Origin of the sequence: Caballeronia zhejiangensis (assembly GCF_022879815.1) — a bacterium.
GTDB classification, from domain to species: domain Bacteria; phylum Pseudomonadota; class Gammaproteobacteria; order Burkholderiales; family Burkholderiaceae; genus Caballeronia; species Caballeronia zhejiangensis.
Genome location: NZ_CP084284.1, coordinates 194208 through 218963, shown reverse-complemented (window position 1 = coordinate 218963; position 24756 = coordinate 194208). Strand labels below are relative to the sequence as shown.

Here is a 24756-nt window from a genome sequence, read left to right as displayed (position 1 = left end):
ATTCATGAAATCGACACACGCGCCGGGAAACATGCCCATTTGAGCTTCTGAAACGCTTCTCGTCTGCTTTTTCACCTTTCCGATACGACCTCGCGCAGGACCAGCCCCAAGGACGCGTTCATGAACCAGATTGCCTTTCCTCAATCCCAGACGGGCCGCACGCTCGGACAACGCCTCGCGCTACTGCTCTTTCTGCTTGCCATCGGCGCGGGCGCGGTGTACTGCGTCCTGCATCTGCTCGAAGATCTCGCGCCGGTGCGCGAATCGTCGGCGTTTCCATACATTCTGCTCGGCGTCGCGCTCCTGATTGCGCTCGGCTTCGAATTCGTCAACGGTTTTCACGACACGGCGAATGCTGTCGCCACTGTAATTTACACGCACTCGTTGACGCCAAACTTAGCGGTAGTCTGGTCGGGAGCATGGAATTTCATCGGCGTGTTGATTTCGAGCGGCGCGGTCGCGTTCGGCATCCTGCAATTGCTGCCGGTGGAACTGATCATCGGCGTCGGCAGTTCGCAGGGCTTCGCGATGGTCTTCGCGCTCCTCATCGCGGCGATCATCTGGAATCTCGGCACCTGGGCGCTCGGCCTGCCGTCGTCGAGTTCGCATACGCTGATCGGCTCGGTGATCGGCGTCGGCCTCATGAACCAGATGTTGCACGGCACGAACGGCACGTCGGGCGTCGACTGGAGCCAGGCGATGTCCGTCGGCAAGTCGCTGCTGTTTTCGCCGCTCGTCGGCTTCATCCTCGCGGGTTTTCTGCTTTACGTGCTGAAGCTCGTCGTGCGCGTGCCCGCGCTCTACAAAGAGCCGGAGAAGAACACGCCGCCGCCGTTCTGGATCCGCTGTCTGCTGATCCTGACATGCACGGGCGTGTCGTTCGCGCACGGCTCGAACGATGGCCAGAAAGGCATGGGCCTCATCATGCTGATCCTGATCGGCACCGTGCCGACCGCCTACGCGCTGAACAAGGCCGTGACGGCGAGCGAAACGCAGACGTTCGTCGCGGTGAGCCGCAGCGCATCGGACGTATTGCAGCGCTACAGCAACGGCGCTCCGCCCGCCGCCGACGCGCGCGCCCAGGTCGAGAAATACGTGCAGACGAAGACGCTCGCGCCGGACACGATCGCGTCGCTGAAGCGCGTCGTCGACTCGATCGAAGCGCAGATCCGCCCGAGCCAAACGATGGCCGAAGTGCCGCAGGGCAACGTCCGCAACGTGCGCAACGAGATGTACATCGCGTCGGAGGCGCTGCGCATCATGGAGAAGCAGAAAGCGCCCGCCTTTTCCAAGGACGACGACGCCGTGCTCGGCAACTACAAGAAGCAGCTCGACCACGCGACGAAGTTCATCCCGACGTGGGTGAAGGTCGCCGTCGCCGTCGCGCTCGGATTGGGCACGATGGTCGGGTGGAAGCGGATCGTCGTGACGGTCGGCGAGCGCATCGGCAAGACGCATCTGACGTACGGACAAGGCGCGTCGGCGGAACTCGTTGCGATGCTGACCATCGGCGCCGCCGATGTCTACGGCTTGCCCGTCAGCACGACGCACGTGCTGTCGTCGGGCGTCGCGGGCACGATGGCCGCGAACGGCTCCGGCCTGCAATGGCGCACCGTGCGCAGCCTCGCGCTCGCGTGGATCCTGACGCTGCCGGTTTCGATCGCGCTCGCGGGCCTGCTGTTCTGGGCGTTCCGCGGCCTATTCTGAGCGGATCGCTTGCGTAAAAAGCGGCGCGCGAAGGCTTTCGCGCGCCGTGCAAGTTTTGCCCGCCCCGCCTCGTTTCGCCTCTCCTTTTCGACATTCGTCTGCGCTGGCGCACGTTCGCTCACTGCCCGCAATGCCTGATGCCGCGGGCTTTCGTCGCTACTGGCACGGCCATTGCTCGTATGCAGTCGTCGATCGCAAGACTGATCGTGCCGGCGGCCACGAACCGCCGCTCCTTCGGCGCATGACTGTCGATGACAGTTGGGAGGCTGCGCCGGACGCCGATCCGTCACGCGATCATTTGAATAAGGAGAAGTCGAAATGACGATCGGAACCATACTGCTGATCATCCTGATCCTGCTCTTGATCGGCGCCATTCCTTCCTGGCCGCACAGCCGCAGTTGGGGCTACGGGCCGAGCGGGATCGTCGGCGTCGTGCTGATCGTAGTGATCGTTCTGTTGCTGATGGGTCGGTTGTGACATCGCGCGGCTGCTGTTGGCCGCGCAAGAAAAAAGGGGCGCTCCCGGCGGGACGCCCCTTTTTGTCGATTGCGGCCGCGGTCTAGACGCGCATCACCTGGCCGTTCGGCTCGATCTTGCGCGGGATGACCGGCTCGCTCTGCTTCGGCGACGATGCCTTCGAACGCGGCGTGACCGGCGCCTGTTCGATAGCGGCTTTATCGGCGACCTGCTTCACGGACGTGGCGCTCTTGTGCTTCTTTTTGGCTGCCGTCTGCGGCGCCGCGTGCGTCTTGCTCTTGCCCTTGACGGACTGTGCTTCGGGAGGATTCCAGACTTCCGTGTAGCGCTCGGCCGCAAAAAGCGACGACGAGCCGATCAGAAGAACGACGATCAGGAATACGCGCTTCAAGTGATTCGCTCCAACGGTTAGTGGCCCGCTCTGCGCGAGAGGATGGCGTCGAGCGTCTGCTCGGATGTTTCCAGCTCGAGCAACGCGGCGTCGAGACGCTCGATCGAGCGCGCGACGGAGCGCCCGTCCCGCTCGAAATCCGGCTCGCCGCGCGTGGCGTCGAACGCCGCGTTGACCGCGCGCGTCGCGCGCATGAAACGTTCGAGCGCAGCGGCTTCGAGCGGATCGTTGCGTGGGTTCATCGGCGAGCTCCTGTTGCGGACAAGCTGTACGAATATACAGTAAGCCGACGCCGTGGCAAACAGGCGGCGCGCGTCGTGGCGAAAATGCCGAAGCGCCTCTTGACCGGCGCATGCATCGGGCTTCGGCGGCTCGCAGCGGCGTTTTGCCGCGCATCGATGCGGCGTCGCGCGCGATTAAGTCCCTCTTAATTCTGCGCCGACACACTCGTCTCGCGATCCGGCTCCGTTGCCGCCGTCCGCACCGGACGGCCGAGCCATCACCGTGAGGAACGTGCCATGCCAGCCAACACCGCCGCGCGCCGCAGCTTCGCCAATCTCGCTCCGACGATGCGCAAACAATACGCGCTCACCCTGCGCGAATGCCGTCTTTCCCTGCCGGTCGAGCCGCCGTGGGGCGCGCCTTACCGAATGGTCGAATGGGCGTCGAAGACCGACCAGCGCGTGCAGCGACGCGTCTTTCCCGCCGACTGCACGCCGTCGCAAATCGCCGATGCGCTCAAATCCCACGTACCGGGCCGCCGCTACGGCCCGACCGACGACGAAGACTGATCCGGCGCTTCGAGTCAAAAAGCGCATGGCGGGCTTGCATTAATCCGAATGTGGACTAATATTATTGCAAAGTTCCTTTGGAGACTTAACGACATGCCCAACGCCGCACGCGCCGAACATGCGTCGGCCGGCCGTCCGGTGCCGCGTCCGGCGCTGGATTCGGGTGATCTATCCGCTGCCGGTCTACGCGCCTTCTTCAATATCGCCCGCGACTGGGCGCTATCCGCCGAGGAGCAGATCACGCTGCTCGGCTCGCCGGGGCGCTCCACCTATTTCAAATGGAAGCAGGACCCCGAATCCGCCCGCCTCGCTCGCGACACGCTCGAGCGCCTTTCGCTGATTCTCGGCATCTACAAGGCGCTGCAAATCCTTCTCCCCGATCCGAAAGCCGCCGATACCTGGATCCGCCGCCCCAATGCCGCGCCGCCGTTCGGCGGGCGTCCGGCGCTCGATCGGCTGCTGGCGGGCAATATCAGCGATCTCGTCGCCGTGCGCCAATATCTCGACGCGATGCGGGGCGGCTGGGCGTGATGGGAATTGCATTCAGCAAGGACACACCGAACTGGCGCGAACAGTGGCCGCACAGTCTGCTCGACTGGTCGCCGGCGTATCGCGTGATTCCCACGCGCTTTCCTGCCGTCAATCTCTTCGATCGCGTGGCGTCGCCGCAGGATTTCGAAGCGCTCTACGCACTGGAGGCGATGACCAACGACCGCCTGCGCACCGAAATCGGCGAACTCGATCTCGTGCCCGCGGAAGAGCGCTGTTTCGGGCCGGGCTGCGGGCCGATCATGGCGGCGTTCACGCATCTGAATCCGAACGGCAGCCGTTTCTCGGACGGCAGCTACGGCGTGTTTTACTGCGGCCGCGAGCGGCAGACGGCGATCGCGGAAACGCGCTATCACTCCGGGCTTTTTCTCGCCGCGACGAACGAAGCGCCGACGCGCCAGCAGATGCGTCTCTACACAGTGCGCGCGCACGGCGATGTCGTCGATCTGCGCGGCGACGCGATCGCGCGAACGGGCCTCGATCCGCGCATCCTCGCGCCGGACGACTACGGCCCGGGCAAGGCGCTCGGACGCGCGGTGCGGGCGGCCGGTGCGCCGGGGATCGTGTATCCCTCGGTGCGCGATCCGCAGGGCGAATGCCTCGCCGCCCTGCGCACGACGATGCTGCGCGACTGCCGGCACGCGGCGTATCTCGAATACAACTGGAACGGCGAGGCGATCGACTACGTGTTCGAGCTGAATCAGGTCGGCTGAACGGGCAAACGTTTCACCTTCCCGAGCCGATCGCCACAGCCGTTTCGGTGCGCGTGCGCGAGAGCTTCTTCGACGCCGGGCGCGCCGCCTTTCTCGCCGCTTTCTTGCCGACCTGCTCGAGCGCCTGCGACGCCGCGTTCTTGCCGCTCGATTTCAGCGCACCCGCGCGCGCCTTGCGGCTCGATTCGCCGAGCAGCCGGGTCAGGCGCGCGTCGCTTGGCGTCGCGCCTTTGCGGTTCTTGCGCGCCGCCTCGCGCGTGCGGCGTTTCGCTTCCTTTTCGAGGAAGATCGCGAGCGCGGCTTCATCGGTCTTGAGACCGTGACGGCGCGACGCGGGCATCGATTCGGCGAGCTCGCCGGCTTCGAACGCCTCGATCACGGCCGGATGCACATAGCATTTGCGGCACACGGCGGGCGTATTGCGCAGCAGTTGCGCGACTTCCTTCACCGTGCCGACGACATGCTTGCGCGCCTCGGTCACCGTCTCCCATTTCAGCTTTCTCAGCGCCGCGAGCGCGAACACGCTGCCCGCCCACGTCCGGTAATCCTTCGCCGTGAAATCCGCGCCGGTGATCTCGCGCAGATATTCGTTGATGTCGGATGAAGAAACCGAATGGCGCTCGCCGTCCTCATCGAGATACTGGAAGAGATCCTGCCCCGGCAGATCCATGCAGCGCTTGACGATGCGCGCGACCCGCGCGTCGCTCACGGCCACATCGTGCTCGATGCCGCTCTTGCCGCGAAACTTGAACCGCAACGTTCCCGCCGACACTTTCAGATGCCGCTTTCTCAACGTCGTCAGGCCGTACGAGCGGTTTTCGCGCGCGTATTCCTCGCTGCCGACGCGGATCAGCGTCGTATCGAGCAGACGCACCACGGTCGCGAGCACCTTGTCGCGCGGCATGCCGTCGAGCGCCAGATCGCGCGTAACCCGCGAGCGCAGTTTCGGCAGCACCGCGGAAAACGCGAGCATGCGTTCGTACTTGTTCGCGTCGCGCGTTTCGCGCCATTGCGGGTGATAGCGATATTGCTTGCGACCGCGCGCATCGCGTCCGGTCGCCTGGAGATGGCCGCGCGAGTCGGGGCAAATCCACACATCGGTGTAAGCGGGCGGAATCGCGAGCGCGTTGATGCGGCGAATCTCGGCTTCGTCGTCGATGCGCTTGCCCTGCGTGTTGAAGTACGCGAACGCGCCGTCGATCCATTCGCGCGTATAGCCGCGCCGCGAATCGTCCACGTAGCGCAGGCCGGGCGGCAAATCATCCGGGCAGCCCTGCACGTCGGCCGTCAGGCGGTCGCCGGCGCCGCCGCCTGTCTCGTTGTTCGTTCCGATTTTCGCCACCGCGCGCCTCGCCTGATTGGTCTTCTATCGATGGCGAAGATTCGAGCAACGTGCGTGCCGCGTTGCACCGGAGTCACGGCAGCGCGAGTTCGCGCGCGCCTTCGGACGACGCCCAGCGCTCTTTTACGGACCAGCGCTCGTCGGTGCCGGCCTGCACGATCGTGAGCCGGCCTTCGGGCGCGAACGCGCACGTATCGATGTAAATCTGCGAGCCGATCTGCTTCACCGCGCGCGTCGGCGTATGGCCGCAGTAAGTGGGCGACAGGCCGAATTGCAGCCCGGGGTCCGCGTGACCGAGCGCAAGGCTGCGGCCCCAAAGTATCTGCCCGCGGACGTCTTCGTGATAGTCGCCGGCATCGAGTTCGGCGTCGTTGCCGAAGAACTCCGCGTGCAGCACGTTGAAGCGCCGCTCGCCCTCGCCGACGATCCGCACGAGCGGCAGCGTCGAGAGCCGCGCGGCGAGCGCGGCAAGCTGATCGTCGGGCACGGTTTCAGCCCACGCGCCGCCGATCGCGTACCACGATTGACGGCGCATCGCGCCGGTCGCGACCGCGATCAGCGCATCCTCGTGATTGCCGAGCACGGGATAAAACCACGGCTTGTCGATGAGATCGATGGCCGCGAGCGAATCCGTGCCGCGATCGACCAGATCGCCGACGGAGAACAGCCTGTCCCGCGCGCCGTCGAAACCGATTTCGTGCAGAAGATAACGCAGCGCATCGACGCAGCCGTGCAGATCCCCGACCACGAAATCGCGGCCGAGATCATTGGCGGGATGCCTGCAGACGATAGGATAGGTAGGACCATTCATGCGCCGATGATAGCGCTCGTCAATGACGCCGTGTGCGGGGTGGATCGCTTTTGCAAGCAATACGCAAGCCGCGCGCACACTCGTTACAGCGGCGTTACCGGGGCGCGTCCGGTCGACGTAAAAAGTGCTGTTCCCGACCTTTTTGCAACGCAGTTATTGCCCGATGACGCGAAGCCGCGCGACGGCTTTCGCATCGATCGACGCGCGTGGATCGCCGAATTGACGCGTCACGAAGTTGCTCAGAACGGCGATCTGCTCGTCGGTGAATTGCGCGTCGAATGCGGGCATCAGCGCGTGCGCATCGCGGGTCTTGCGATTCACGCCGCGCAGGATCACGAGAACGAGATTGCTCGCCGCCGCCGCGCCGCCATCACGCGCGAGCGGCGGAAACGGCTTGCTGCCCTCGCCTGTCGCGCCGTGGCAACTGGCGCACGCGGCGGCGTAAAGACGCGCGCCTTCCGAATCGATCGATGTCGTGTCCGCCCTCGCCGGGTCGCTCACGCGCGCGTCTTTCGCCGCGACGGGCGGCACGGCGCGCAGATACACGATCATCGAACGCAGATCCGCGGGCGTCAGATGCTGCGTGCCAGTCGCGACGACTTCGGCCATCGGTCCGAGCGCATGGGCACGGCCGGGCGCGGCGCCCGTCGACAGAAAGCGCAGCAGTTCGTCGTCGCGCCACGCGCCGATGCCCGCGACGCGATCCGGCGTCAGATTGCCCGCCTGCCATCCCGCGACCGTCGCCCCGGCAAGCCGCTTGCTTCCCATCAGCCCGCCGATGCCGTTGCGCGGCGTGTGGCACTCGCCGCAATGCCCGAGCCCTTCGACGAGATACGCGCCGCGATTCCACTCCGCGCTCTTCGACGGATCGGGCACGAAGCGCCGCGGCGAAAACTCGAGAAGATTCCACAGCGCCATGAGCCAGCGCTGATCGAACGGAAACGCGAGCGTGTTGCGCGGCGTCGCGGACCGCACGGGCGGCACGGTCGCGAGATAGGCGCGCATCGCGAGCAGATCGGCGTCGGAAAGCAGCGTGTACGACGTGTACGGAAACGCGGGATAAAGCCGCTCGCCGTTCCTGCCGATGCCCTCGCGCATCGCGCGGATGAACTGCGCGTCGGTCCATGCGCCGATGCCCGTTTCGCGATCGCTCGTGATGTTCGGCGCGAACACGTCGCCGAACGGCGTCGGGATCGGCCTGCCGCCCGCGAACGGCCGCGCGGATTCCGAGCGGGCGGTATGGCAGCTCATGCAGCCGCCCGCGCGCACGAGGTATTCGCCTTGCTGGACTCTGGTTTGCGCTTGGGCGGCGCCGGACGCGCACGCCAGCAGAACGATCAGGCACGCGAGCCGCGCCTTCATCGCAGGGACGCCTCGATCGTGCCGGCGAGCCGCAGCGACAACGCCGCGATCGTCAGCGTGCAGTTGACGGAGCCGCCCGCGGGCATCACCGCGCTCCCGGCGATGAACAGGTTCGGATGATCGTGCGCGCGGCATTCGTCATCGACCACGGAATCGTTCGGATCGCGGCCCATGATCGCCGTGCCCATGATGTGGCTGCTCGCGCCGAGCGAATCGTCGTGCTCGATTTCCGTGCCCTCGAAAATCCCGGCGATGCGCGCGAACTGCGCGTGCGTGTCGGCGGCGCTCTTGCGCACGTAATCGTCGATCGAATACGCGATTTCCGGGCGCGGCAAGCCGAGCGCGTCCTTTTGCGCCGACAGCATCACGCGATTTTCGCTCGACGGCAGTTGCTCGTGAAAGCTGCCGAACGTGAGCCTGCGCGCGCATTGCTCGCGAATCTGCCGGTCGAGCTCGCCGCCGGTCAGCCCTTTATCCAGCAGATTCCGGGTGACGGCGAGCGTCGGCGCCGCGTTCGACAGATGCAGCTTCTTCGCCGCCTGCTGCGCGCGAAACGGCCCGTCGCGGAAATCGACGATCGACGACATCTCCACTGGCCCGCGTCCCGGCCACAGCGCCTCGTTGGCGAGAAAGCTGACGCTCGCGGCGGGATGATCCATCAGATTGCGCCCGACCTGATCCGAGCCGTTGCCGATGCCCTTCGGAAACCGCGCGGACGTCGACATCAGAAGCAGCTTGGGCGTCTCGATGCCGTTCGCCGCGATGACGAAGCGCCTGCCGGTCACGCGCGTCGAGAGGCCGTTCGGGTCCTTGCAATGGATCGCGACGATCTCGGCGCGATCGTTCGCCTCGATGCGATACGCGACCGCCTGCGCGACGAGCGCCGCGCCCGCGCGTTCGGCCTTGTCGGCGTGCGACGCTGCGTGATACAGCGCGCCGATCGGACAAATCGGCATGCAATTGTTGTTGCCGCAGCACGCGGGGCGCGCGTCGTACGGACGGCTGTTGCGCGCCATCGGCTCGGGCACCACGCGATACGACTGCGCGCCGAGCAACTCGGCGACGCGCCGGTCCATCCACGAGAGCGGCAGCGCGTCCATCGGATAAGGTGTCGAGCGCGGCGAGCCGAGATCGATGTCCGGTCCCGCGACGCCCAGATCGGCTTCGGCCTGCCCGTACCACGGTTCGAGCGTCTCGTAGGGAAACGGCCAGTCGCGCCCGACGCCGTACAGCGTTTTCACGCGAAAGTCAGAAGGCAAAAGGCGCCACGCCGCGCCGGCCCAATGCCACGTCGTCCCGCCGACGAGCCGCAGATATTGCGGCTGATAGGGCGTCGCGCCGCGATCGACGAGATAGGCGCCGGGATTCATCGGCTCGGGGCGCGGCGCGTGACGCACGAGCGGATACGGCGCGCAGAGATCGCGCTTGTCGGCGGCGCGGCGAAAGTTCTCGACGATCTGCCAGCGCGCAAGACGCGGCCCGGCTTCGAGCAGAATCACCGACGCGCCCGCTTTCGCCAGCCGGTACGCGACGAGACTGCCCGCCACGCCCGAGCCGACGACCACGACGTCCGCCGAAGTGGAACCCGCCATGCGCGTGCCCTTGTCTTGAATGGCGATGCGCGGCGCTCAGGGCTTCTTCGCCCAGTCGGCCGGCTCGCCGCGGCAGTATGAGGGAACCGTGAGCATGTCGCCGACGGGATCGAACATCAGTGCGCGTTCGTACGCAACGACTTCGACATGCGGCGGCTCGCCGACGACGCCGAGATACCACGCGCGCATCACGCTGCCGACCGTCTTCGCAAGCTCGGGACGCGTGGCTTCGAGCGCGGCGGTGATGATGTCGGTGGGCGTGCCGCCGTGCGTCGCGATCCACTTGTCGAGCGCGGCGATCTTCGCGGCGAAGTCCGCATCGTGCCGGACGAGCGCCGCGTGCACGCGTTCGGCGAGAAGCGGATCGAAGTGCGTGCGGCCGGTGAGTTTCATCGACACGGCGAGAAACGCGCCGATTCCGCTCGCGGGCGGTTCCTGAGCGCGCGCCGGCACGAGCAGCGCACACGCGCCCGCCATGATTCCCCTTCGCATCGCAAACGACGTCATCTCTGGCACTCAGCTTGTTGAAAGGCGATCGGGCAATAATCGCAGCGTCGGGCGATGCCTGCCTCACATGCGGACAAAACGAAATGAAGCCGATCTTCCCGCCCGTACTGCGCAACCGGCCGCGCGCGCTGATCGGCCTGGCTGTTGGTTGCGTCGCCGCCGCTTTGGTTCCGGCGCACGTGCGGCCGACGGCGCGCGCGCTGATCGGCTGGGACTCGGCCGTGTGGCTCTACCTCGCGCTCATCTGGGTGAAGATGGCGTCCGCGCGCCAGAGCGACGTGCAGGAACTCGCCGAGCGCGAAGACGAAAACGCCGCGACCGTGCTGATGGTCGTGAGCGTCGCGGCGATTGCGAGCATCGTGGCGATCGTCGTCGAGCTGTCGACCGCGAAGCACATGGGCGCCGGCGCGGTGCTGCATTACGTGCTCACCGGCGCGACGATGCTCGGCGCATGGTTCCTGATCCCGACGATGTTCACGCTCCACTACGCGCGGCACTACTATCAGTCGCCGGACAACGATACCGCGCTGAGATTTCCCGACCGTCATCTGAAGCCGGGTTACTGGGACTTCCTCTACTTCTCCTTCACGATCGCGGTCGCGTCGCAGACCGCCGATATCGCGCTTGCATCGACGTCGGCGCGCCGCACGGCGCTCGCGCAATCGGTGCTGTCGTTCTTCTTCAATCTCGCGGTGCTCGGGCTTTCGATCAACATCGCCGCGAGCATGGTCGGCGGCTGAAACGACGCTGTCACGCGCGCGCCATAAGCTCGACGAACGGCTCATCGAACGCGCCGTGTAAAAACGCGGCGCGCGCCGCAGTCAGTTTTACACGCGGCACGTTCGTGCCTTTCTTGCTCTGCGGGACGTGGGCGCCGGCGGTCTCGTCGTGCCATAGGCGGAAATGAACGTGCCGCAGCGCACACACGCCCCCGCCCGGTGGCACAGCGATTGCTGCATTGCGCCAGCCCAATCAGAAGAAACCCGGATCAGCACTCGCTCGCGCGGCCTCGCGCTCGTGCGTTCCGCATGCACAGGAGAGCCCATTTTGCCTTTGAACGTTCTGCTGGTCGCCTCCGAAGCCGTCCCGCTCGCCAAGACCGGCGGACTCGGCGATATGGTCAGCGCCTATGCTGCCGCGCTGCGCGAAGCCGGCGTCGATGCCACCATCCTGCTTCCCGCCTATCCGAACGCCATTGCCCAAGCAGAAGGCCTGAGCAAGATCGGCACGCTCACCGGCCTGCCGGGCGGCAACGCGGCGCTGCTGCGCGGCCGCATGCCCGATACCGGCGTGCCGGTTCTGCTGCTGCGCTGCGACACGCTCTACGCGCGCGACGGGCTTTATCAGGACGAACAGGGCCGCGACTATCAGGACAACGCGCTTCGCTTCGCGACGCTTTCCGCCGCCGCGGTGCGGATCGCGCGAGGCGTGCGCGGCGTGAAGAAGCCGGACATCGTTCATGCACACGACTGGCACACGGGCCTGACGCCGCTTCTGATGAAGCACGCGGACGTGCACGCAAAGAGCGTATTCACGATCCACAATCTCGCATTCCAGGGCAACTACGCGCTCTCGCTTGGTGCGTCGCTCGGCGTGCCGGAAAAGTGGCTCGTGCATGCGTTGAGCGACCCGAAGAGCATCGAGTTCTATGGCGCATTGAGTCTGATGAAAGCGGGCATCGTCCACGCCGATCGCGTAACGACCGTCTCCGAAACTTACGCGCGCGAAATTCTCACGCCGCGCTTCGGTCATCTGATGGAAGGCGTGCTGCAAAGCTGCGCCGACAAGCTGTCGGGCGTCGTGAACGGCATCGACGAAGAAACGTGGAATCCCGCCGCCGATCCGCTCATCGAACGCACCTATTCCTTCGACGATATGCGCGGCAAGCACGCGTGCAAGCGCGCGCTGCAACGCATGTTCGGTTTGCCCGTCGATCCGTTCGCGCCGCTGATGGCGATCGGCAGCCGCATGACCGGTCAGAAACTCGCCGATGTCGTGCTCGATGCGCTGCCGCGTCTGCTCGCGCGACATCCGCGTCTGCAGCTCGCCGTGATCGGCAAGGGCGAGGCGCATATCGAAGCCGGTTTCAGGAAGCTCGCGCAGGAATGGCCGGATCGCGTGGGCGTGCATATCGGATACGACGAACGGCGCGCCCATGCCCTGCACGCGGGCGCGGACATCCTTCTGCACGGCAGCCGCTTCGAGCCGTGCGGCCTCACGCAGATGTATGCGATGCGCTACGGCACGCTGCCGGTCGCATCGCGCGTGGGCGGCCTCGCCGACACGATCGTCGATGCGGCGCAAAACGAACTGCACGGCATGCGCGACGTGCTCCGTCCATCGGCGTGGCTGCGCGACGGCACGCATGATCTGCCTGTCGCGCCGGTCCCCGCGCCGCGCTCCTCGCACGCGCCTACCGGCTTTCTCTTCGATGGCGAACGCGCGGACGATATCGTCTACGCCGCGAGCCGCGCGCTCGACGCCTACATGCGTCCGCAAGTGTGGCGCGCGTTGCAGCGCAACGCGATGTCCTGCGATTTCGGATGGAACGAAGCCGTGACGACGATGGTCGCACTGTACGTCGGCCTGAGCGGCGCGCGTCCGAGCCGCACCGCATTGCGTGCGCGCCGCGTGGCCGATGTCATGCCGACGCCCGCACCGGCACAGGACGCGCATTCGATGGCGCGCACCGCGTGAGCGTGCCGGCGGCAGTTGCTCCATAGTAACGACCAGGGTTCGAACCGGGCGCGGCACGCAACGTGCTGTCCCGCCCGTGCATGAGCCCGAAGGAAATCACTTGGGGACCGTGGCGCCCACCGTGATGCAAGAAGGCATTCGATGCACGGTGCATCGCGACAACGCGGCCAGGCAGGCGTCGAAATCCGGCGCCAAGGTGTAATCTGAGTTCCGCCTGAGAGTTCGCGTGATTCGTGACGCGCGGACCAGCTCTTCAGCCAGTTTGGCCCGTGAGCGTGATCGCGATTGATGCCCGCATCCCCGCCACCGCAGGACGACTCTGGAAAAGACGAACGATGGAAAACCATCAAGCTCCTCATGCGTACGCGCCGCGTATCTACTTCATCGATCCCCTGCTCGTCGGCCCGCTCGCGAACTGGCCCGCCCAGTTCGAGCACGCGGCAGGGCTCGGCTTCGATCACGTCCTGATCGGCTCGCCGTTCACGCCGGGCAGCAACGGACATCGCGAGGCGGTCGCCGATCATCATCGGCTGCATTCCGTCTTCGAATCCGATGCGAGCGCATCGGACGGCCTGCGCCAGCTCGCCGACGCCGCGAAAAAGCACAAGCTCACGCTGCTCGTCGATATCGTGATCGACCGCGTGAGCGCCGAAGGCGGGCTTTATCAGGACAACAAGCACTGGTTTCAGCCGTTCGAAAGCGCGGATGCGCGCCTCGATCCGCGCAAGCCGCCGCGTCAGCGCGACGTCGCGTGGGCGAATTTCGCCGATGGCGAGGCCGCGCATCATCTGACCGAATGGTGGGCGCGCGAGCTGAACCTGCTCGCCGATGCGGGCGTGGGCGGGTTTCGCTTCGATGCGCCGGACGCGGTGCCCGCGCATGTGTGGCGCAGGCTCGGCGCGGCGGTGCGCGAAAAGCATCCGGAGACGCGCTGGCTCGCGTGGACCGTCGGCGTCACGCGGCATGATCTGCACGGTCTCGCCGACGCCGGTTTCGACGCCGTGTTCGCATCGACGCGCTGGTGGGACTTCAAGAGCGCGTGGCTCTTCGACGAGCACGCGGCGCTGTCGCGCATCGCACCGCCCATCGCGTTTCCGGAAGATCCGTTCGGCGCGCGGCTCATCAGCGATCTCGCCGATACGAGCGACACCGCGCTCGTCGAACGCGCCTACACGCGCGCGCTCGACACCGCCGCCGCGCTCGGCACCGGCATCATGGTGCCGATGGGCTTCGAATACGGCGTCGCCCTGCCGATGTCGCCGCAATACGGCATCGCGGCGGAATACGAGCGTGCGAAGAGCGAGAAGCGCATCGATCTCACCGCGCGCATCCGGCGTGCGAACGAGTTGCAGCGCAACGTCGGCACGCTCGCGAGCGTCGGCGAACTGCGCGCGCTGACGGGGGCGGGCACGCCCTACGCGGCGCTGATTCGCGCGGATGGCGGCGATCTGCGCCATAGCAGCGACGCCGTGCTCGCCGTCATCAATCCCGATCTCGTCGCGCCCGTGCACGTCGATACGTTGCATCTGCTCGAATCGGTGCCGGGCAACTACACGCGCTTCGCGCTGATCGACGACACGATGGGCAAGCCCGAGCGCCTCGCGCCCTTCACGCTCAAGGCGGGCGAAGTGCGCCTGTATCGCGCGGAAGCCGAGCCGTTCATCCTGCTCGCGCAGCCGCAAGTGAAGCGCGGCGCGAAGGCCGCCGACAAGAAGTCCGTCGCCGAGGCGATCGCCGCGCCGCGCGTGTCGATCGAGAGCGTGACGCCTTCGGTCGATCACGGACGCTTTCCGGCGAAGCGCATCGTCGGCGAGGCGGTGGAGATTCAGGCAGCGATCTTCGCGGAAGGCCACGACAAAATCGCCGCCGCCGTGCAATGGCGCGCCGCCGATGAAACCGAGTGGCACGAAGCGCCGATGACCGCCGTGCAGCCCGCCGGCCTCGATCTGTGGAGCACGCGCGTTCCGCTCGAACGCGTGGGCCGCCATGAATTCGTCGTGATGGCGTGGCGCGACGATTACGCGTCGCTCGTCGATCACATGCAGAAGAAGCTGAAGGCCGGTCAGACGGTGGAGCTCGAAGTCGAGGAAGCGAAGCATCTGTTCGCGCTGATCCTCGCCGAAGTCAAAACCTCCGACGATGCCGACAGCGACAGCGCGCCGCTCGAAGCGATCGTCAAGGAATTCACGAAGGCCGACGACGCGCGCAAGCTCGAACTCGTGCTCGCGAGCGCGACCGCGAAAGCCGTTGCAGCGGCGCGGCATCGTCCGTTCCTGTCGCGCGATCCGGTCGTGTACCGCATCGATTCGGAACGCGCCGCCGCGCGCTTCGCGAGCTGGTACGAGATCTTCCCGCGTTCCATGAGCGACGACGTGAATCGTCACGGCACGTTCATCGACGTGATCGGCAAGCTGCCGCGCATCCGCGAGATGGGCTTCGACGTGCTGTACTTTCCGCCGATCCATCCGATCGGCGTCGCGAACCGCAAGGGCAAGAACAACTCGCTGACCGCGCAGCCGGGCGATGTCGGCAGCCCATATGCGATCGGCGGCAAGGAAGGCGGCCACGACGCGCTGCATCCCGAACTCGGCAATCTCGACGACTTCAAGCGCATGCTCGAAGCCGCGCACGAACACGGGCTCGAGATCGCGCTCGACTTCGCGGTGCAATGCTCGCCGGATCATCCGTGGCTCAAGGAGCATCCGACGTGGTTCGCATGGCGTCCCGACGGCACGCTGCGTTATGCGGAAAATCCGCCGAAGAAGTATCAGGACATCGTGAATCCGGACTTCTACGCGCAGGACGCGAAACCCGATCTGTGGCTCGCGTTGCGCGACGTGTTCCTGCACTGGATCGCGGCGGGCGTGCGAATCTTCCGCGTCGACAATCCGCATACGAAGCCCTTCCCGTTCTGGGAATGGGTGATCGGCGACGTGCGCGCGCGCCATCCCGATGTCATCTTCCTCGCCGAAGCGTTCACGCGGCCGCGCGTGATGAACCGTCTCGCGAAGCTCGGCTTCTCGCAGTCGTACACGTACTTCACCTGGCGCGAGAGCAAGCGCGATTTTCTCGAGTACATGCACGATCTCACGCAGACCGATGCGAAGGAATTCTTCCGCCCGAACTTCTTCGTGAACACGCCGGATATCAATCCGCGCTTCCTGCAAAGCTCCGGACGGCCGGGTTTCGTGATTCGCGCGGCGCTGGCGGCCACGCTATCCGGATTGTGGGGCGTGTATAGCGGCTTCGAGCTGTGCGAATCGGCGGCGCTGCCGAACAGCGAGGAGTATCTCGACTCCGAGAAGTACGAACTGAAGGCGTGGGACTGGAACCGGCCCGGCAACATCGTCACGGAAATCACCGCGCTCAATCGCATCCGCCGCGCGAATCCCGCGTTGCAGACGCATTTGGGCGTCAACTTCCTGCCCGCGCATAACGATCACATCCTGTTCTTCGAAAAGGCGAACGCATCGCGCGACAACGTCGTGCTCGTCGCGATCAACCTCGATCCGTTCAACGAGCAAGGCGCGGATATCGAACTGCCGTGGCAGACGCTCGAACGCTGGGGCGTGCATGAGTGGGACGCGATCGCGGTCGAGGATCAGGTGACGGGCGAGCAATTCGAATGGCGCGGACGGCGCCAGCATGTGCGGCTCAATCCGCATTCGCTGCCATTCGCGATCTGGCGCATATCGCCGACATGGGGTTTGCCGAAGCCGCAGCCTGACGCAGCGTGATTCATCGACGTACGAAAGCACACCAAGAACATTGGAGCGAAACGTGGATACAAGGGTGAAGCGCAACAAGAAGGCGTCGATTCTCAACGACGATCCGCTTTGGTACAAGGACGCGATCATCTATCAGGTTCACATCAAGTCTTTCTTCGATGCGAACAACGACGGCATCGGCGATTTTCCCGGCCTGCTCGCGAAGCTCGACTACATCGCGGAGCTGGGCGTCGATGCGATCTGGCTGCTGCCGTTCTATCCGTCGCCGCGCCGCGACGACGGCTACGACATCGCAGACTATCGAAACGTGCATCCGGACTACGGCACGATCGCGGACGTCAAGCGCTTCATTCAGGAAGCGCACGCGCGCGGCATACGCGTGATCACCGAACTGGTCATCAATCACACGTCGGATCAGCATCCGTGGTTTCAGCGCGCGCGTCATGCGAAGCCGGGATCGAATCATCGCAACTACTACGTGTGGTCCGACACGGACAAGAAGTACGAAGAGACGCGCATCATCTTCATCGACTCGGAACCTTCGAACTGGACGCACGATCCGGTCGCGGGCCAGTATTACTGGCATCGCTTCTACGCGCATCAGCCCGACCTGAACTTCGATAACCCGGCGGTCATCAAGGAAGTGCTCTCCGTGATGCGCTTCTGGCTCGACATGGGCATCGACGGGCTGCGGCTGGACGCGGTGCCGTATCTCGTCGAGCGCGAAGGCACGAACAACGAGAATCTGCCCGAGACGCACCAGATCCTCAAAAAGATTCGCGCCACCATCGACGCGGAGTATCCGAACCGCATGCTGCTCGCGGAAGCGAACCAGTGGCCGGAAGACGTGAAGGAATACTTCGGCGACGAAGACGAATGCCACATGGCGTTTCACTTCCCGCTGATGCCGCGCATCTATATGTCGATCGCGAGCGAGGATCGCTTTCCGATCACGGACATCATGCGGCAGACGCCGGACCTCGCCGAAACCAATCAATGGGCGATCTTCCTGCGCAATCACGATGAACTCACGCTCGAAATGGTCACCGACTCCGAGCGCGACTACTTGTGGAACACATATGCGAGCGATCGCCGCGCGCGCCTGAACCTCGGCATTCGCCGCCGTCTCGCGCCGCTGATGGAACGCGACCGGCGCCGCATCGAGCTCATCAATTCGCTGCTGCTGTCGATGCCCGGCACGCCCGTGATCTATTACGGCGACGAGCTCGGCATGGGCGACAACATCCACTTGGGCGATCGCGACGGCGTGCGCACGCCGATGCAATGGTCGTCCGACCGCAACGGCGGTTTCTCGCGCGCCGATCCCGAGCAACTCGTGCTGCCGCCCGTGATGGGCTCGCTCTACGGCTATGACGCGGTGAACGTCGAATCGCAAAGCCGCGATCCGCATTCGCTGCTGAACTGGACGCGCAAGATGCTCGCGGTGCGCCGCTCGAAGCATGCGTTCGGCCGCGGCACGATCCGCTTCTTGCGGCCCGCGAATCGCAAGATCCTCGCGTATCTGCGCGAACTCGAAGGCGAGCCGCCGATCCTGTGCGTCGCGAATCTTTCGCGTGCGCCGCAAGCGGTGGAGCTGGATCTGTCGGAATTCGACGGCTCCGTGCCGCTCGAAATGACCGCCGATTCGCCGTTCCCGGCTATCGGCAAGCTCACGTATCTGCTCACGTTCCCGCCCTACGGCTTCCTGTGGTTCCAGCTTTGCCCGGGCAACATGCGGCCCGCGTGGGCGCAGGCGCCGTCCGAGCAATTGCCCGAGTTCGTCACGATGGTGATTCGCGCCGGCCAGACCGGCCCGACGCCGGAAAACGTCCGGCTGCTCGAATCGGAAGTGCTGCCGAACTATCTGAGCAAGCGCCGCTGGTTCGCATCGAAGGATCAGAAGCTGCATGCGGTGCGCCTCGCCGCGCTGACCACGATCGAAGGCGCGGGCTTCGCGTTCACCGAGATCGAAGCCGATGTCGGCGATCATTGCGAGCGCTACGTGTTGCCGCTGTCGATCGCGTGGGGCACGGAGACGACGTCGCCGCTCTACATGCAGCTCGCGCTCGCGCGCGTGCGGCGCAACCGCAACATCGGGCATTTGACCGATGCGTTCTCGGTGCCGCAATTCACCTATGGCGTGATCCGCAAGCTCAAGGAGCGCGCGGTCGTGCCGACGGTGCAAAAGAGCGAGATCCGCTTCATTCCGACCGAGCTCTTCGACACGCTCAATCTCTATCCCGCCGATCCGCCCGAGATCCGCTGGCTCGCCGCCGAACAGAGCAACAGCTCGCTCGTGATCGGCGACAAGATCGTGCTCAAGCTCGTGCGTCGCGTCGTGGGCGGCATTCACCCCGAAGCGGAAATGAGCCGCTATCTGACGCAACTCGGCTACGCGAACACCGGCCCGCTCTACGGCGAAGTCGTGCGCGTCGATCCGCAGGGCGTGCCGCATACGCTCATCATCCTGCAGGGTTACATCGACAATCAGGGCGATGCGTGGAACTACGCGCTCGACTATCTGCGCCGCACCGTCGATGAGCTCGCGGTCGCGGTCGAATCCGAAGAGCACGCGCAGGAACGCGACGCGCAGGCGGAAGGTTTAGCGGGCTACGGCAACATCGCGGGCATCATCGGCAAGCGGCTGGGCGAACTGCACGTCGCGCTCGCATCGCCGACGGAAGACGAAGCGTTCTCGCCGCAGCGCGCATCGGCCGAGGACGTCGAGGGCTGGATCGACGGCACGCTGAAGCTGCTCGAATCGGCGCTCGACATCCTCGCGCAGAAGATCGGCGAATTCAACGAGCACGACCGTTTCCTCGCGCAAAGTCTGCTCGACCGGCGTGAACTGCTCGTCGATACGGTCAAGAAGCTCGTCGCGCCCGATGCCGATGCGTTGTGCATCCGCATCCACGGCGATTTCCACCTGGGCCAGGTGCTGATGGCGCAAGGCGATGCGTATCTCATCGACTTCGAAGGCGAGCCCGCGCGACCGCTCGACGAACGCCGCAAAAAGACGAGTCCGCTGCGCGACGTCGCGGGCCTGTTGCGTTCGCTGTCGTATGCGAGCGCGGCAGCGCAATCGACGACGGAAAACGCGCCCGCGCAGACGGCGGATCGCAAGCGGGCGCTCTTCGAACGCCTGCGCGCGTTCGCCGAGGAGAGCTTTTTGCGGGAGTACACCGGGGCGATCGCCACGTCGCCCGAAACGATCGCGGCCGAAGACGTGTTTCAGCCGTTGCTCGATCTTTTCCTGATCGAGAAGGCCGCTTACGAAATCCGCTACGAAGCAGCGAACCGGCCGACCTGGATCGGCCTTCCGTTGCGGGGTCTCGCGTCGCTCGCGAGCCGCCTGCTGGGAGATACGGGCGAGCCGCCCGCTCCGGGCACGCGACCCGTATTCGGAGCCAACAAGGACAATCCGGATGGAACTCACCATGAACACTCGTAGCGATCCGGCGGATACCAGGAACCCCGCGCACGGCCTCAATCCGCTCGATATCGACGCACTCGTCGAGGCCCGGCATCCCGATGCCTTCTCGATGCTCGGCCTGCACGAAACCGATCTGGGGCACGTCGTGCGCGTGTTCCTGCCGGGCGCATCGTCAGTGAGCGTCGCGGATGCGGGCAACGGCGAGCATCTCGGCTCGCTCGCGCGCATCCACGATGCGGGGCTTTACGCGGGCTTCGTCACGAGGCCGGCGGCGTATCGCCTGAAGATCGACTGGCACGGCACGCCGCAGGAAACGCACGACACGTATTCGTTCGGCCCTGTGCTCAGCGACGAATGGCTCGACCGTCTCTCGCAAGCCGATCCGTATGCGGTGCTCGAATGCCTCGGCTCGCGGCCCATCACGCATGGCGGCGTCGCGGGCGTGCGCTTCGCGGTGTGGGCGCCGAATGCGCGGCGCGTCTCGGTGGTCGGCGACTTCAACACATGGGATGGGCGGCGCCATCCGATGCGCCTGCGTCACAACGCAGGCGTGTGGGAGCTGTTCATTCCGGGCATCGGCGCGGGCACGCGTTACAAGTACGAGATCGTCACGCGCGACGGTCATACGCTGCCGCTCAAGGCCGATCCGTGCGCGATGCAGAGCGAGAAGCCGCCGTCGACGGCATCGGTCGTCGCGGATGCCGATGCGATCGATCATTACGCATGGACCGACGCCGAGTGGATGAACACGCGCGGCGACAAGCAGACGCCGCAATCGCCGATCACCATATACGAGGCGCATGCCGAGTCGTGGCTGCGCGTGCCGGAGGAAGACAATCGCGGCATGAACTGGCACGAGCTGGCCGAGCGTCTGATTCCGTATGCGAAGGGCATGGGCTTCACGCACCTCGAATTCATGCCGATCGCGGAGCATCCGTTCGGCGGTTCGTGGGGTTATCAGCCGCTCGGGCAGTTCGCGCCGTCCGCGCGCTTCGGCACGCCGGAGCAGTTCGCGGAGTTCGTGAATCGCGCGCACGAGGCGGGGCTCGGCGTCATCATCGACTGGGTGCCGGCGCATTTTCCGAACGACGCGCACGGTCTCGTGCAGTTCGACGGCACGCCTTTGTACGAGCACGCGGACCCGCGCGAGGGTTATCACCAGGACTGGAACACGATGATCTACAACCTCGGCCGCAACGAGGTGAGCGCGTTCCTGATCGCATCGGGGCTGGCGTGGCTGAAGCGCTATCACGTCGATGGCTTGCGTGTCGATGCGGTTGCGTCGATGCTGTATCGCGACTATTCGCGCAAGGCCGGCGAGTGGGTGCCGAACATTTACGGCGGGCGAGAGAATCTCGAATCGATTGCGTTCCTGAAGCGGCTGAATCATGAAGTGCGGCAGATTCCGGGCGCGATCACGGTTGCGGAGGAATCGACTGCATGGCCGGGCGTGACGGCGAATGTCGAGAGCGGCGGACTCGGCTTCGACTTCAAGTGGAACATGGGCTGGATGCACGACACGCTGCACTACATGCAGGAAGATCCGGTGTATCGGCAGTATCACCATCATCTGTACACGTTCGGGATGGTGTATGCGTATTCCGAGCGCTTCGTCTTGCCTTTGTCGCACGATGAAGTCGTGCATGGCAAGGGGTCTTTGATCAACAAGATGCCGGGCGACCGATGGCAGAAGTTCGCCAATCTGCGCGCTTACTTTGGCTTCATGTGGACGCATCCGGGCAAGAAGCTGTTGTTCATGGGCGGCGAGTTCGGCCAGTTCGCGGAGTTCAATCACGATGAATCGCCGCATTGGCATCTGCTCGATGATTCGATGCATGGCGGGTTGCAGAAGCTCGTGCGCGATCTGAATCATCTCTATACGAGCGAGCCGGCGTTGCACAAGCTGGATAGCGATTCGCGCGGCTTCGAATGGCTCGTCGGGGATGACAACGCGAATAGCGTTTATGCGTATCGGCGTACGGATGCCGAAGGGCGCGATGTCGTCGTGGTGTGCAATATGACGCCGGTGCCTCGTCTGGCTTATCGGATCGGGTTGCCGCGGCGCGGGCGGTGGAGCGAAGTGTTCAACTCCGATGCTTCCATTTATGGCGGGTCGAATATGGGGAATGGCGGGGTGATTCATACGGATGACTATCCGAGTCATGGGAGGGAGCAGTCGGCGGCGTTGACATTACCGCCGTTGGCGACCATCGTGTTGCGGGCCGATTGATGGTCTTTTTTTTCGCCGGATCCCGTAATCGCGTCGGTCTATCAGCGTTGCCCCGCACAGGGCAGTGCTGATAGACCACTAAGAAACCGGGATTCCATAGAAGCGCAAGCAATACGAAGAACAAGAGCAGGAAACAGAAAAGGCAGAAAAACCCCAAAAGGATGCGCCAACATGGCAAATGCACTCCCCGACAAGTTGCTCCCGGGCGCGCCCTACCCGCTCGGAGCCAACTGGGACGGTCTGGGCGTCAACTTCGCGGTGTTCTCATCGAATGCTCATCGCATCGAGGTATGTCTCTTCGACAGCACCGGCCGCAAGGAACTGATGCGCTTCGACCTGCCCGAGTGCACCGACGAAATCTGGCACGGCTATCTCCCCGGCGCGCACCCCGGCACCGTCTACGGCTTTCGCGCGCATGGCCCGTATCAGCCGCAGCAAGGTCATCGCTTCAATCCCCACAAGCTGCTGCTCGATCCCTACGCGAAAAAGCTCGTCGGCCCCTGGCGATGGTCCGACGCCCTCTTCGGCTATCGCGTGCATTCGAATCGCCTCGACATGTCGATGGATCGCCGCGACTCCGCACCCGCGATGCCCAAATGCATCGTCACCGACGACGCCTTCGACTGGTCGCGCGACGTGCGCCCCGACACGCCCTGGGGCGAAACCATCGTCTACGAAACGCACGTGCGCGGTGCATCGATGATGCGCCACGACATCCGCCAGCACGAACGCGGCACCTTCGCCGCGCTATCGTCGCCTTGGTTCATCGAGCACTTGCAGAAGCTCGGCATCACCGCCGTCGAATTTCTTCCGGTGCACGCGTTTCTCAACGACCGCTTTCTCGTCGAACGCAGTCTCAGGAATTACTGGGGCTACAACACCGCCGCGTTCTTCGCGCCAGAGCCTTCCTATCTGTCGACGCATCGGCTCAACGAAATGCGTATCGCCGTACGTCAACTGCACGCGGCGGGCATCGAAGTGATTCTCGACGTCGTCTATAACCACACTTGCGAAGGCAACGAACTCGGCCCGACCGTCTCGTGGCGCGGCCTCGACAACGCAAGCTACTACCGCCTCATTCCCGGCGACGAACGTCACTACATCAACGAAACCGGCTGCGGCAATACGGTGAATCTGTCGCATCCGCGCGTCTTGCAGATGGTGATGGACTCGCTGCGCTACTGGTGCACGGCGTTCAACATCGACGGCTTCCGCTTCGATCTCGGCGTCACGCTCGGCCGCGAAGGCCACGGCTTCGATCCCGGCTCGGGCTTCTTCGATGCCGTGCGCCAGGATCCCGTTCTCTCCACGCGCAAGCTCATCTCCGAGCCGTGGGATATCGGGCCGGACGGCTATCAGGTCGGCAATCATCCGCCGGGCTTCGCGGAATGGAACGACAAGTATCGCGATGGCGTCCGGCGTTTCTGGCGCGGCGATGCCGGCATGCGCCCCGATCTCGCCGCGCGTCTCACCGGCTCGGCGGAACTTTTCAACCGGCGCTTCAGGAAACCATGGGCGTCGGTGAACTTCGTCGCGTCGCACGACGGCTTCACGCTTGCGGACGTCACCGCGTATTCGCACAAGCACAACGAAGCGAATCAGGAAGGCAACAACGACGGCCACAACGAGAATTGCAGCGCGAACTGGGGCATCGAAGGTCCGACCGACGATCCCGCGATTCTCGAAGTGCGCGCGCGTCTCGCCCGCTCGATGATCGCGACGACGCTGCTCTCGCTCGGCACGCCGATGCTTCTCGGCGGCGACGAATTCGGCCGCACGCAGCAGGGCAACAACAATGCCTATTGCCAGGACAACGAGATTTCGTGGATCGACTGGGACGCGGCGCAAAGGCCCGCCGGCGTCGAGATGACGGAGTTCGTCGCGAAAGTTATTGCACTGCGCAAAAACTACCCGGTGTTGCGCGAAACGCGCTTCCTTTACGGCGACCGCGAAGTGCTGCCGGGACTCTACGATGTCAGTTGGTTCGATGAACGCGGCAACGCGCTCGCGATCGAAGCATGGCAGGATCCGGAAGGCCGCGCGCTCACGCTGCGGCGCGCGGGCCCGGGCGTCGACGGTGAAATCGACGTGCTGCTGCTCATGTTCAATGCATCGTCGCAAAGGCTCGTGTTCACACCGCCCGCGCCGCACTTGGAATGGAACGTGCTCCTGGATAGCGCGGAGCCCGATTCGGTGACGCGGCCTCTCGTCGGCAACGAGTTGGAAGTGGCCGCGCACAGCGTCGTGGTGATGCTGGCCGAGCCGACCGGCGATGCCGACTGGCAAGCGGTCTGGATGGCGGGCGCGCATCAGGGGCCGCGTCTTCTGACGGCATTGCCGCCCGATCCGGGCACGATGCCCTCGCATCGCGATTCCGAGATCGATTCGCCTCACTGACGCACAACCCATACGCAGTCCACCGCAGC

18 protein-coding genes are annotated in these 24756 nt (G+C 64.8%); 11 read left to right on the top strand and 7 right to left on the bottom strand.

Going from position 1 to position 24756, the window contains the following annotated elements:
- Positions 1–120: 120 nt before the first annotated feature.
- Positions 121–1707: an inorganic phosphate transporter gene (locus LDZ23_RS15495; protein WP_008353991.1), complete on the top strand. Its 1587-nt coding sequence runs from the start codon at positions 121–123 to the stop codon at positions 1705–1707.
- 318 nt (positions 1708–2025) lie between these two features.
- Complete coding sequence (locus tag LDZ23_RS15490; protein ID WP_008353994.1) at positions 2026–2184, top strand: DUF3309 family protein; 159 nt, start codon at positions 2026–2028, stop codon at positions 2182–2184.
- Between the two features lie 82 nt (positions 2185–2266).
- On the opposite strand, the gene LDZ23_RS15485 is transcribed toward LDZ23_RS15490, so the two are convergent.
- Together LDZ23_RS15485 and LDZ23_RS15480 are read right to left on the bottom strand one after the other, a co-directional pair.
- Positions 2267–2575: a hypothetical protein gene (locus tag LDZ23_RS15485; protein WP_008353995.1), complete on the bottom strand. Its 309-nt coding sequence runs from the start codon at positions 2573–2575 to the stop codon at positions 2267–2269.
- Positions 2576–2592: 17 nt separating this feature from the next.
- Complete coding sequence (locus tag LDZ23_RS15480; RefSeq protein ID WP_008353996.1) at positions 2593–2817, bottom strand: hypothetical protein; 225 nt, start codon at positions 2815–2817, stop codon at positions 2593–2595.
- Positions 2818–3093: 276 nt separating this feature from the next.
- Between LDZ23_RS15480 and LDZ23_RS15475 the strand changes: the two genes are divergently transcribed.
- From LDZ23_RS15475 to LDZ23_RS15465, 3 genes are all read left to right on the top strand, one after another.
- Positions 3094–3366: a DUF2866 domain-containing protein gene (locus LDZ23_RS15475; protein ID WP_008353997.1), complete on the top strand. Its 273-nt coding sequence runs from the start codon at positions 3094–3096 to the stop codon at positions 3364–3366.
- 93 nt (positions 3367–3459) lie between these two features.
- Entirely contained in the window at positions 3460–3897 is a 438-nt protein-coding gene (locus LDZ23_RS15470) for an MbcA/ParS/Xre antitoxin family protein (protein WP_008353999.1), read from the top strand.
- Entirely contained in the window at positions 3897–4628 is a 732-nt protein-coding gene (locus LDZ23_RS15465; protein WP_008354001.1) for an RES family NAD+ phosphorylase, read from the top strand. Before LDZ23_RS15470 ends, LDZ23_RS15465 begins: the two co-directional genes overlap by 1 nt.
- Before the next feature lie 13 nt (positions 4629–4641).
- Here LDZ23_RS15465 and LDZ23_RS15460 read toward each other — a convergent pair whose 3' ends face one another.
- The 5 genes from LDZ23_RS15460 to LDZ23_RS15440 all read right to left on the bottom strand — a co-directional run bounded on the left by LDZ23_RS15460 (position 4642) and on the right by LDZ23_RS15440 (position 10227).
- The gene (locus LDZ23_RS15460; protein WP_008354002.1) at positions 4642–5970 is read right to left on the bottom strand and encodes a DNA topoisomerase IB; all 1329 of its coding nucleotides are present in this window, start codon (positions 5968–5970) and stop codon (positions 4642–4644) included.
- A gap of 73 nt (positions 5971–6043) precedes the next feature.
- Positions 6044–6781, bottom strand: a complete 738-nt coding sequence (locus LDZ23_RS15455; protein WP_081851854.1) for a metallophosphoesterase — start codon at positions 6779–6781, stop codon at positions 6044–6046.
- Positions 6782–6934: 153 nt separating this feature from the next.
- Complete coding sequence (locus LDZ23_RS15450) at positions 6935–8143, bottom strand: cytochrome c (RefSeq protein ID WP_008354004.1); 1209 nt, start codon at positions 8141–8143, stop codon at positions 6935–6937.
- Positions 8140–9735: a GMC family oxidoreductase gene (locus tag LDZ23_RS15445; RefSeq protein ID WP_008354005.1), complete on the bottom strand. Its 1596-nt coding sequence runs from the start codon at positions 9733–9735 to the stop codon at positions 8140–8142. The genes LDZ23_RS15450 and LDZ23_RS15445 overlap by 4 nt, the downstream gene beginning before the upstream one ends.
- Before the next feature lie 36 nt (positions 9736–9771).
- On the bottom strand, positions 9772–10227 hold the full coding sequence (locus LDZ23_RS15440; protein ID WP_235366202.1) for a sugar dehydrogenase complex small subunit: 456 nt from the start codon (positions 10225–10227) through the stop codon (positions 9772–9774).
- A gap of 98 nt (positions 10228–10325) precedes the next feature.
- Between LDZ23_RS15440 and LDZ23_RS15435 the strand changes: the two genes are divergently transcribed.
- The 6 genes from LDZ23_RS15435 to glgX all read left to right on the top strand — a co-directional run bounded on the left by LDZ23_RS15435 (position 10326) and on the right by glgX (position 24727).
- Entirely contained in the window at positions 10326–10982 is a 657-nt protein-coding gene (locus LDZ23_RS15435; RefSeq protein WP_008354009.1) for a DUF1345 domain-containing protein, read from the top strand.
- 307 nt (positions 10983–11289) lie between these two features.
- Positions 11290–12939: a glycogen synthase GlgA gene (glgA, locus tag LDZ23_RS15430; protein WP_033536079.1), complete on the top strand. Its 1650-nt coding sequence runs from the start codon at positions 11290–11292 to the stop codon at positions 12937–12939.
- 335 nt (positions 12940–13274) lie between these two features.
- A complete protein-coding gene (locus tag LDZ23_RS15425) occupies positions 13275–16676 on the top strand; it encodes a maltotransferase domain-containing protein (protein WP_008354011.1) in 3402 nt (1133 codons plus the stop codon).
- 31 nt (positions 16677–16707) lie between these two features.
- Complete coding sequence (gene treS, locus LDZ23_RS15420; protein ID WP_051079077.1) at positions 16708–20118, top strand: maltose alpha-D-glucosyltransferase; 3411 nt, start codon at positions 16708–16710, stop codon at positions 20116–20118.
- The gene (gene glgB / locus LDZ23_RS15415; protein WP_008354013.1) at positions 20105–22330 is read left to right on the top strand and encodes a 1,4-alpha-glucan branching protein GlgB; all 2226 of its coding nucleotides are present in this window, start codon (positions 20105–20107) and stop codon (positions 22328–22330) included. The genes treS and glgB overlap by 14 nt, the downstream gene beginning before the upstream one ends.
- Before the next feature lie 171 nt (positions 22331–22501).
- Positions 22502–24727 (top strand): glycogen debranching protein GlgX, encoded by a 2226-nt coding sequence (gene glgX, locus LDZ23_RS15410; protein WP_008354015.1) that lies wholly within the window; start codon positions 22502–22504, stop codon positions 24725–24727.
- Positions 24728–24756: the final 29 nt, after the last annotated feature.